This window comes from Kitasatospora sp. NPDC057518 (genome assembly GCF_042802075.1).
In the GTDB taxonomy this organism is placed as follows: domain Bacteria; phylum Actinomycetota; class Actinomycetes; order Streptomycetales; family Streptomycetaceae; genus Kitasatospora.
Genome location: NZ_JBHVEU010000035.1, coordinates 22,812 through 32,920 on the forward strand (window position 1 = coordinate 22,812; position 10,109 = coordinate 32,920).

General features: G+C 77.3%; 8 protein-coding genes. 7 read left to right on the forward strand and 1 reads right to left on the reverse strand.

Features of this window, described 5'->3' with window-relative positions; genetic code table 11:
- The first annotated feature begins 179 nt into the window (after positions 1 to 179).
- Both ACFU7Z_RS05990 and ACFU7Z_RS05995 read left to right on the forward strand, forming a co-directional pair.
- Positions 180 to 2,165, forward strand: coding sequence for an alpha/beta hydrolase family protein (locus ACFU7Z_RS05990; protein ID WP_380776490.1), 1,986 nt, complete (start codon positions 180 to 182; stop codon positions 2,163 to 2,165).
- 615 nt (positions 2,166 to 2,780) lie between these two features.
- Positions 2,781 to 2,954, forward strand: a complete 174-nt coding sequence (locus ACFU7Z_RS05995) for a hypothetical protein (protein ID WP_158077660.1) — start codon at positions 2,781 to 2,783, stop codon at positions 2,952 to 2,954.
- A gap of 139 nt (positions 2,955 to 3,093) precedes the next feature.
- Here ACFU7Z_RS05995 and ACFU7Z_RS06000 read toward each other — a convergent pair whose 3' ends face one another.
- Positions 3,094 to 4,176 (reverse strand): alcohol dehydrogenase catalytic domain-containing protein, encoded by a 1,083-nt coding sequence (locus tag ACFU7Z_RS06000; RefSeq protein WP_375874060.1) that lies wholly within the window; start codon positions 4,174 to 4,176, stop codon positions 3,094 to 3,096.
- Positions 4,177 to 4,337: 161 nt separating this feature from the next.
- Here ACFU7Z_RS06000 and ACFU7Z_RS06005 point away from each other — a divergent pair, with 161 nt between their 5' ends.
- The 5 genes from ACFU7Z_RS06005 to ACFU7Z_RS06025 all read left to right on the forward strand — a co-directional run bounded on the left by ACFU7Z_RS06005 (position 4,338) and on the right by ACFU7Z_RS06025 (position 10,048).
- A complete protein-coding gene (locus ACFU7Z_RS06005) occupies positions 4,338 to 5,735 on the forward strand; it encodes a M48 family metalloprotease (RefSeq protein WP_380776494.1) in 1,398 nt (465 codons plus the stop codon).
- 121 nt (positions 5,736 to 5,856) lie between these two features.
- Positions 5,857 to 6,510 (forward strand): class I SAM-dependent methyltransferase, encoded by a 654-nt coding sequence (locus ACFU7Z_RS06010; protein WP_117487499.1) that lies wholly within the window; start codon positions 5,857 to 5,859, stop codon positions 6,508 to 6,510.
- 108 nt (positions 6,511 to 6,618) lie between these two features.
- Entirely contained in the window at positions 6,619 to 7,893 is a 1,275-nt protein-coding gene (locus ACFU7Z_RS06015; RefSeq protein ID WP_380776498.1) for a hypothetical protein, read from the forward strand.
- Positions 7,894 to 7,900: 7 nt separating this feature from the next.
- Positions 7,901 to 8,941, forward strand: coding sequence for an N-acetylmuramoyl-L-alanine amidase (locus ACFU7Z_RS06020; protein ID WP_380776500.1), 1,041 nt, complete (start codon positions 7,901 to 7,903; stop codon positions 8,939 to 8,941).
- Between the two features lie 195 nt (positions 8,942 to 9,136).
- The gene (locus tag ACFU7Z_RS06025; RefSeq protein WP_074000831.1) at positions 9,137 to 10,048 is read left to right on the forward strand and encodes a hypothetical protein; all 912 of its coding nucleotides are present in this window, start codon (positions 9,137 to 9,139) and stop codon (positions 10,046 to 10,048) included.
- The last annotated feature ends 61 nt before the right edge of the window (positions 10,049 to 10,109 follow it).

Below are 10,109 nucleotides of genomic sequence, written 5' to 3' on the forward strand. Positions count from 1 at the left end.
GAACGAATCGCCGGGCCTCCGCCGTGCCGCGGCCGGGTCGCTGCCCGGCCGGGGCAGGCCGGCGGCCCGGCCCGCCCCGGCGCCGTGGACCCGTCCGGCAACGCGGGCCCGTCCGGCACCACAGGCCCCTCCGACCCGGCGGGCCCGTCCAGCACCACCGGGGTGAGCGGAGCATGAACGTGGCCACCCGAACCATGACCCAGACGCTGCGCCGGCTGAGCTTCACCTTCGCCGCCGACGGCAGCCACGCCGCCTGCCTCGCCTCCTCCGCCGACAGCGGCTGGTACGTGGAGAGTTGGCGACTGCCGCAGGACGGCGGACCGGCCGCGCCGACCGCGCTGCCGCTGCCCGGCAACCGCGCGGAGAGCCTGCGCTCACAGCTGGTCGCACTGCCGGACGGCTCGGTGCTGACCTGCCGGCACGACGGCGAGCGGCACGACCTGGTCCGCCTCTCGTACGGCGGGAACGGCGCCCTGGAACAGCGGTTGGGCTCGCTGCGGATGACCGGCCTGCGGGTCCTGCCGCTCCCCGCCCAGGCCGGGGCCGACCCGCGGACGCCGGTGGCGGTCGCACTCGGCAGCGACACCCGCCCGGCGACCACCGCCTGGCTGGTGCGCACCGACGGCAGCGAGCCCGAACAGGTCGCCGAGATCCCTGGGTTGCACGGCGGCGGCACCTGGCTGGACCGTACCGGCACGCTGCTCGCGCTGGACCGGGTGAACGCGGGCCTGGTCCGCAGCGTGGTGCTCGACCTGCGCGCCGGCCGCACCTCCCCCCTGCTGGAGATCGGCCCGCAGAGCAACGACCGCCTGGTGCTGTTCGACCCGGACAGCCGGTTCGCGATGGTGCGCAGCGACGCGCCCGGCACCGACCGGCTCGGCTGGGGCGTCCTCGGCGCCGGGGAGCCGCTGCGCTTCCCCGAGTGCCTGCACGTCGCGGGCATGTTCCTGCGGCCGGTCGCCCTGCGGGTCGCGGCGGGCGGCCCCCGGGTCGCGGTGCAGATCGACCACGGCGCGGGCTCGGCGCTCGCGCTGTGGCGGCCCTCGGCCGGGCGGCTGGACCCGCTGCCGGTCCCGCCCGGGCGGCTCGGCGCGGTCGGCCACTGGGGCGAGGCGGGGCTGCGCGTGCCGTACTCCTCGCCCGACCACCCGACGGCGCTGGCCACCCTCGACGTCGACACGCTGCTGACGCACGGCCCGCTCCCGCCCGTCTCCGGCCCGACGCCGCTCCCGCTCCAACTCGCGCCGCTGGCCTCGGGGTTGCCAGGGCCGTGGCGGGACACCATCCTGCCCTGGCAGCCCGGCGGGGTGCGCCCGGTGCGGACCGAGCCGCCCGGCTGGCGGCTCGACGGCAGCACCCCGCCCGGGGACGGCGGCCGCTGGCATCCCGCGCAGAGCCTCGAACTCGCGGGCCCGGCAGGCCCGTTGGAGGCCGTGGTGTACGGCGGGGACGCCTGGCTGAGCAGCCCGCACCTGGTGCTGGCGCTGCACGGCGGCCCGGCGGACGCCTGGCGGCTGGAGTTCGACCCGACACTGCAGCGGATGGCCGCCGAGGGCCTGGCGGTGGTGGCGCCGAACCAGCGCGGCTCCACCGGCTACGGCGTGGCGCACGCGCTGGCCATCCGGGGCGCCTGGGGCGGTCCCGACCTGGACGACGTCCTGTACCTGCTGGACGGCATCGCGGGCCAGCGCGCCGCCCTCGGCCTGGAGCCGCCGGCCCTCTTCGGGGTCAGCTACGGCGCCTTCCTGGCGCTGCTGGCGGCCTCGCACGCGCCGGCCGAGCAGGTCGCCCGCTGCGCGGTGGTCGCGCCGTTCCTGTCCGGCGCCCGGCTGCTGGCCGAAGCCGCGCCCCCCGTACGGGCGTTGACCACCCGGCTGGGCGGCGGCGAGCAGGTCGCCGACGCCCGCGGACCGCGCGACGTGCTGCAACTGGCGCACCGGCTGAGCGCGCCGCTGCTGGTGGTGCACGGCAACCGGGACGAGGTCGTACCGGTGAGCCAGTCCCGTTCGCTGCGGCACGAGTTGCTGCGGATCGGCCGGGTCGAGGGCGAGGACTTCCGGTACGTCGAGGCGGCCGGCTCCGGGCACGAGGTGCTCGCCGACGAGGGCGCCGCCGTCCTGCACGAGCTGCTGGCCACGTTCCTGCGGACCGGCCGCCCGGGCTGACCCGCCGCCCGGTGCCGTCCCGGACACCAAGCTCGGGCACCGAGCCCAGGCGCCAGGCCCAGACGCCAGCCCCGGGCGGCCTCGACGCCGCGCTAGGCGATCCGAGTGAACTCTCCGCAGGTGGGCGCCACTTGCCGGCCTTGGTACGGACCTGCCCGCCCCCGCCCCGGCGTGCTGCCGGACCGGGCGGCCCGCCGTCCGGACGCCGACGCCGAGGAGCGGGTCGAACGGGCCTCCGCCGCGCACACGGGGACACTGATGATCGCCGATGATCGTTGCGCGCCGCATCAGTTCCGCACCGCGGGCGGACCCGGCTGCCGCCGCCGGACGGCGGGCGCGGGCCGCCGGCCCGGCGCGGCGGTCTCCGGGTATCGTCCCCTCGCCGCCGCGAGCCGGTCGGCCGCCGGCCCGCTTCCGGGCCCGGGACCAGCGCGGGACTCGCGTCATGATCTCGATAGGATCTCGTCCGTCCCGGCCGTTATGGTGACCGGGGCACGGGCCGCGATCACCGGCTACGGGCGCGCACCGGGCGCCCGATCGGGGACCAGACCGTGCGCCACCGGCGCCGGCCGGGCGCCGATGACCTGCACCCTCCGCACGGAAAAGACGATTCTCATGTCCGACACCCTCACCGACACCACCGGACCCGCGGTTACCGGGACCGACGCCGACGAGAAGACGGCCAAGGACACCGCGTCGCACGGCCGCCACCGCGGTGGCTCCGCCGCCGACGACAGCCCCGAGTCCGACCCGCACGGCCGCCACCGCGCGGCCGGGGCGCTGGGCTGACCGCACCACCACCAGGGCACCGCGTACGAGGGCCCGCCGGGAGGGCACGGACTCCCCCGGCGGGCCCTCGGCTTTCCCGAAGCCTCCGCCCGAAGTCTCCGTGCGAAGCCCCGAGCAGCGCCCCGGCCGCGGCCCGCCCTCAGCCCAGCGTCACGACCGTCCGCAGCGCCTCGCCGCTCCGCATCTGCGCGATCGCCTCGTTGACGTCCGCGAGCCCCACCCGGTGGGTGACCATGCCGTCGAGGTCGATCCGCCCGGCCCGCCAGAGGTCCACGACCAGCCCGATGGTGCGCGCCACCGTGGCCCCGCCGTAGAGCGAGGGCAGCAGGCGCTTCTCGTTGAAGAACAGCTCGCCCATGGTGAACTGCGCGAGGTCGTCCTGCGCGCCCGCGCCGATGACGACCACCGCGCCGCCGCGCCGGGCGGCCTCGTAGCCGGCCCGGACGGTGGCCGCGCGGCCGACCGCCTCGAAGACGTAGTCGAAGCCGCCGCCGGGCAGCTTCTTGGCCGCCGCCTTCAGCTCCTCGGGCGCGATCGCCTCGGTGGCGCCGAACGCCAGGGCGCGCTCGCGGCGCGAGGCCACCGGGTCGACGACGGTGATCCGGCCGGCGCCGCAGACCCGGGCGCCCTGCACGGTGGCCACGCCGACCCCGCCCGCGCCGATCACCGCGACGGAGGCGCCGGGCTCGACCCGGGCGGTGTTCACCGCGGCGCCGATGCCCGTGGTCACGCCGCAGCCGATCAGCGCGGCGGCCTCGTACGGGAGGTCGTCGGGCACCTTGATGACGGCGTTCGCCGCGACCACGACCTCCTCGGCGAAGGCCCCGGTGCCGTAGAAGCCGGAGGCGCTCAGCCCGCCCTCGGCGATCCGGAAGCCGGGGGCGCCGAGGCCGCGCAGGCTGGCGATGCAGAGGTGGCCGCGGTCCCGGCGGCAGTGGTCGCAGCGGCCGCAGGGGGCCATCCAGCAGAGCACCACGCGGTCGCCGGCGGCGAGGCCGGTGACGCCCTCGCCGACCTCCAGCACGTCCCCGGCGCCCTCGTGCCCGGGGACGAACGGCGCGGGCTGCGGCAGGACGCCGCTCATCGCGGAGAGGTCCGAGTGGCAGAGGCTGGCGGCGCGCATCCGGACCCGTACGGTGCCCGGCCCGAAGCCCACGGCCGTCACGTCCTCGCGGACGTCGAGGGTCTCCTGGCCGGTCTTGTGCAGGACGGCTGCGCGCATGGGTGCTGCTCCCGGGGTGCCTGGTGTTCCTCGGATCGGCGGTCGGGCCGATTCTGGCACGGGCGGCGCGACGCGACTAGAACGCGTTCCACAACAACCGGCCGGCGGAACTGTACGAATTCACTGTCCTTCCACCACCGCGACACGCCATGATCACCACCGTGTCGACACCCCTTCCGACGTCCTCGCCGACGTCCCCGCCTGCGCCCTCACCGGCCTCCCCCGAGCAGCCCGCCCACGGCGCGCCCTGCCCCCGCTGCACCGCCGCGCTGACCGCCGACCCGCGCTTCACCGCCTGGTGCCCGGCCTGCGACTGGAACCTGTCCCCCGGTCAGGACGGCGCTCCCGCGCCCACCCGGCGCGAGCGGGCGGCGGCCGACCGTACCGACCGGCTGTTCGAGGAGCAGGCCGCCGGCGGCGACTCCCCGACCGCCCGCCGCGACTGGCTGCTGGCCTCCGCCGCCGCCGGCCTGGTCCACCTGGTCACCGTCGGCCTGCTCTGCCTGGCGGTCTGGCTGCTCGTCACCGGGAGCACGGTGCAGCGCTGCGCGGGCGTGGTGGCGCTGGTGGTCGCGGTCGCGCTGCGGCCCCGGCTCGGCCGGGTGCCGCGCGACCAGAACGTCCTCGACCGCGCCTCGGCCCCGGCCCTGTACGGGCTGGCGGACCGGGTGGCCGCCGAGCTGGGTGCCGCGCCGGTGGCCGTCATCCGGGTCACCGACGAGTTCAACGCCTCCTACGGGCTGGTCGGGCTGCGCCGCCGTCCCGTCCTCGAACTGGGCCTGCCGTTCTGGGAGGTGCTGGACGACCGGCAGCGGATCGCCCTGCTCGGCCACGAGTTCGGCCACCACGTCAACGGCGACCACCGCCGCTCGCTCTGGCTGCACAGCGCGGTCTCGGCGCTCGCGGCCTGGTACGGCATGGTCCGGCCCGACCGGCCGGGCCGCGCGCACGGCGACGAGCTCTCGCTGCTGATCCGGATCGGCGCGCTGGTCGGCGCGGTCGTCCTGCGGGCCGTCGCCTGGCTGCTGCTCCAGGGCCTCTACCTGTTCGACCGGCTCACCTCCCGCGCCGGGCAGCAGGCCGAGTACCGCGCGGACGCCCTCGCCGTCCGGGTCGGCGGCAGCGAGGCGGCCGGCGGGATGCTCGCGACGCTCCTGCTGTTCGGCCCGGTGTGCACCGCCGTGGGCCGGATCCGCGCCGAGGAGCGCCGGCGCCCCCGGACGGTCCGCCGCGGCCGGGGCCGGGGCCCGGAGCAGCCAGAACAGCCCGAACAGCCCGAGCGTCCGAAGCCGCCCGCCCCGGAACTGCTCTGGGAGCGGCTGCGCGAGCACCTCGGCTCCGTCCCCGCCACCGAGCACGAGCGCCTGCTGCGGCTCAGCGCCCGTGACCACGCCGCCGTGGACTCCACCCACCCTCCGACCCACCTGCGGATCGCCCTGGTCGAGCGCGCCGAGGCCCGGCCGGCCGCCGTCACCGCCACCCCCGCCGAGGTCGGGGCGATCGCCGCCGAGCTGGCCCCGCACCGCGCCCGGATCGCCGCCGACCTGCTCGCGGGCTGACCGCCGCCCGAGCGACGCACGGCACCGGTCGGCGCCGGCCGCCCCGGCGCTGCCGCTACCGCTACCGTCGAGTAGGGTCCGTGCACGTCCGCCCGCGTCCCGACCCCCCGAGGAGCACCGCATGTCCGACCTGCTGCTGAGCGCCGAGCCGGCACCCGAGGTGCTGGCGGCGTTCGAGGAGGCCACCGGGTTCATGCCGGTGGACGAGGGGCTCGCGCTGTACGCGGCGGCGGTGGAGGCGGCCCGGAGCACCGGGCTGCCGGTGCTGGAGATCGGCACCTACTGCGGCCGCTCGGCGATCCTGCTCGCGGCGGCGGCCCGGGAGGCGGGGACGGTCGCGCTGACCGTCGACCACCACCGCGGCTCGGAGGAGCAGCAGCCCGGCTGGGAGTACCACGACCCGACCCTGGTCGACCCCGAGGTCGGGCTGATGGACACCCTGCCGCGGTTCCGCCGCGCCCTGCACGCCGCCGGGCTGGAGGAGCACGTGGTGGCGCTGGTCGGCCGCTCGCCGCGGATCGCCGCGCTGTGGGGGCGCCCGCTGGGCCTGGTGTTCATCGACGGCGGGCACACCGACGAGCACGCGACCGGCGACTACGAGGGCTGGGTGCCGCACCTGGCGCCGGAGGGCCTGCTGGTGGTGCACGACGTGTTCCCCGACCCGGCGGACGGCGGCCAGGCCCCGTACCGGGTGTACCTGCGGGCGCTGGCCGAGGGCTTCGAGGAGGTCTCGGTGACCGGCTCCCTGCGCGTCCTGCGCCGCTCCGCGCGGTAGTTCGCTCCCGGGGCCCCGCGCCGATGCTCTAACGTCGTGCCGGGGCTGCTGGGCAGGGGTTCGAACGGTACGGTGGCCGCGCAGCACCAGGCAGAGCATCGGCGGACGGTGGGGGCCAGCAGCGACATGACGGACCAGCAGAACAGCGCTCCGGCGGTCTGGGACCCGACCGCGCGCGGCGGCGCCGGCGGCTGGGTGCGCGGCCCGCAGCGCCCGGCCGACGCGCAGCCCGTCCCCGAGGCGCCCGCCACCCCCCAGCCTCCCGCGGCCCCGCAGTCCGCCGCCCAGCCCGGTCCGATGGCCCCGCCACCCTCGCCCGGCGCCGTCGGCGACCAGGGCCCGCCGCTGGGCGCCCGCCCGTACCTGGCCGCCTCGCCCGGCTACGACCCGCCGACCGCCCGGCTGTTCCCCGGCGCCGCCCCGCCGCCCCCGGCCGCCCCGCCGGCGTCCGCGCCGTTCCCCTCCCACCCGGGTCCGCCGTCCCACGCCCCGCAGCAGGAGACGCAGCAGACCCCCGGCTACGACTACCTCCTGCAGCCGCCCGCCGCCCCGCCGCAGTCCCCGTACGGCGCGCAACCCCCGTACGGCAGCCCGCTCCCCTACGGCGCCCAGCCCGACTACCCGACCGGGACCGCCCACGGGGACGACGAGGACCGGTCGACCAACCGCAGGGCGCCGCTGCTGATCGGCTTCGCGCTGCTCCTGGTGCTGGCGGTCGGCGGCGGCCTGCTGTTCGCCCTGCGGGGCGGCGGCGACAAGGACGGCCAGGCCGCGCCCGCCCCGGCCTCGGCCCCGGCGACCGGCGCGGAGAACCCGCCGCCCGCGACCGCGCCCACGGGTGCGGACGGTGCGCCGAGCGCCGCCGCGAGCGCGTCCGGCTCGCCCGCCGGTACGCCGTCGCCGAGCTCGACCGCTCCCGGTCCGGGCGCCAAGGCGCAGGCCCAGGCGCTGGACGGCCTGCTCAGCGAGGGCGAGAGCGCCAAGGCCCCGATCGGCAGCGCCGTCGCCAAGGTGACCAGCTGCCCGCCGAAGGCCGACATCGAGAGCGCCGCGCAGGACTTCGACAACGGCGCGAGCCAGCGGACCGCCCTGCTGGCCAAGCTCTCCCAACTGAGCGTCACGGACGTGCCGGGCGGCGCGGACGCGGTGAACTCCCTGAAGTCCGCCTGGCAGTTGTCCGCCGACATAGACAAGGCGTACGCGAGCTGGGCGCGCGCCGTCGTCGCCCAGGGCTGCACCGGCCGGGCCCCGGCCACCGCCGACAAGAAGCACGCGGACGAGCTCAACCCGCAGGCCACGCAGGCGAAGACGGACTTCATGACGAAGTGGAACGCGATCGCGAAGAGCTACGGCCTGACTCCGCGCACCCAGGACAGGATCTGACCGACCAGTGACCGGCACCGCCCCCCGACCGCCCCGCCGCTCCGCCCTGCTGCGCGCCACCACCGCCGCGGCCGTGGCCGTTCCGCTCTGCACGGCGGGCTGGTTCGGCTGGCGGGCCCTCGACCACTCCGGCCCGGCGGGCGCCACGGCGGCCCCGGCCGCGTCGGCCCCCGCCGCCTCGTCCCCGGCTGCCGGCCCGGCTTCGGCCCCGCCCGCCCCGACGGCCACGGACCAGCCGGGGACCGCCGACCCCGGCAACCCCGCCGACGGCACCGCCGCGCCCCTCACCCCGCCGGTCGCACCGCCGCCGTCCACCGCCCCGGCGGTCGAGGCCCCGCCCGCGCCCGCCGACGCCGCGGTCCTGACCGGCCGCACCGTCCTGCTCGACCCCGGCCACAACCCCGGGAACTCCGCCCACACCGCCGAGATCAACCGCCAGGTGGACATCGGCAACGCCCGCAAGGAGTGCGACACCACCGGCACCGAGACCAACGCCGGCTACACCGAGGCCGAGTACACCCTGGACGTCTCCCGCCGGGCCCGCGCCCTGCTGGCCGCCCGGGGCGCCACGGTGGTCCTGGTGCAGGACGGCGACCGGCCCTGGGGCCCGTGCGTCGACGAGCGGGCCCGCGCGGGCGCCGACGCCCACGCCGACGTCGCGGTCTCGGTGCACGGGGACGGCGGCCCGGCGAGCGGCAGCGGGTTCCACGTGATCATGCCCGCCCGGGTGGTGGCGGGGAAGGCGGACAACGCGGCGATCGTCGCCCCCTCGCGCCGGCTCGGCCTCCTGCTGCGCGACCGGTTCCACGCCGCGACCGGCGAGCCGTACGCGGACTACATCGCCAAGGACGGCCTGGACACCCGCTCCGACCTGGGCGGCCTCAACCTCTCGACGGTCCCCAAGGTGTTCATCGAGTGCGGTAACATGCGCAACTCGACGGACGCGAAGCGGATGACGGACCCTCAGTGGCGCCAGCAGGCGGCCCGGGGGATCGCCGACGCGCTGACCGCTTTCCTGACGACCCAAGAGAAGACCGAAGAGCGGTAAGGGAGTTGGGCCGCGACCGGCGGAGGACGACGCTCCGCCCGGACCGCACGGTTTGCAACGACTTCACCCCATTCCCGGTCCCGCCGTGCACCGGCAGGACGGTTGGGCCTAGGCTTCTGGTCCGTTCGGGAGTTTCGGCCGGTCGGCCCGACCGCGCGAACCACCGTCCACGACACGTCAACGAGGGGAACGTTAGTGAATCTGCGCGCTCTCACCAGGGGAGACGCCGCCGTCGCAGGCGCGGCCGTCCTGCTCTTCATCGCCTCCTTCCTGCCTTACTGGACCGTGGACTGCGGCAACAGCCGGTACTGCCCGCCGTCGCAGAACGCGTGGAGCACGGACCTGTTCCCCATCCTGCCGTCGATCTACCTCCTCGGCATCGCCGCCGCGGTGCTGATCCTGGTGCAGCGCTTCCAGGGTGCGGCCGCGGCCAACCGTCAGGTGCTCGGCCTGCGGCTGGACCAGTGGGGCATCGCCCTCTCCGTCGCGGCGCTGTGGACCTCGGTCTGGGCGCTCGGCGGCGGCACCTCCAGCTCCGTCGTCAGCCACGGCTTCGGCGCCTGGCTCGGCTTCATCGCGCTGCTCGCGCTGGCCGGCGCGGCCGCCGCGGGCCCCCTGGTGCCCGCACTGAAGGCCCCGCTGGCCGCCGACCGCCCGGCGGCCGTCCCCGGCCAGTACGGCTACCCGGGCCAGCCCGGTCAGCCGGGTGCCCCCGGCCAGCCCGGCCAGTACGGCTACCCGGCCCAGGGCCACGACCCGGCGTTCGGCGGCCAGGGCGGCTACGGCTACCCGGGCGCCGGCCAGCCGCAGCCCGGCCAGCCGGTCCAGGCCGCCCAGCCGCACGACGCCGGCGCCCCGGCCCCGCAGCCGGTCCCGGCCGCGCAGCAGGCGCCCGCCCCGGCGGCGGACTTCCAGCCGTTCTGGTTCGCCGTCCCGGCCCCGCGCCAGCTGGCCCCGAAGGACAACCCGGCCGGTGCCCCGGTCGGCGAGGTCGTGCCGGGCACCTGGTACCTGGCCGTCGAGCAGCGCGGCGCCGCGCTGGTCGCGCAGCTGCCAGACGGCAGCCAGGGCGTGCTGGCCGACACCACGGGCATCCAGCGCGGCTGAGACAGCACGGCTGACGCCCGCGGACGCACACCGCGAAGGGGCGGGACCGGTTCTCCGGTCC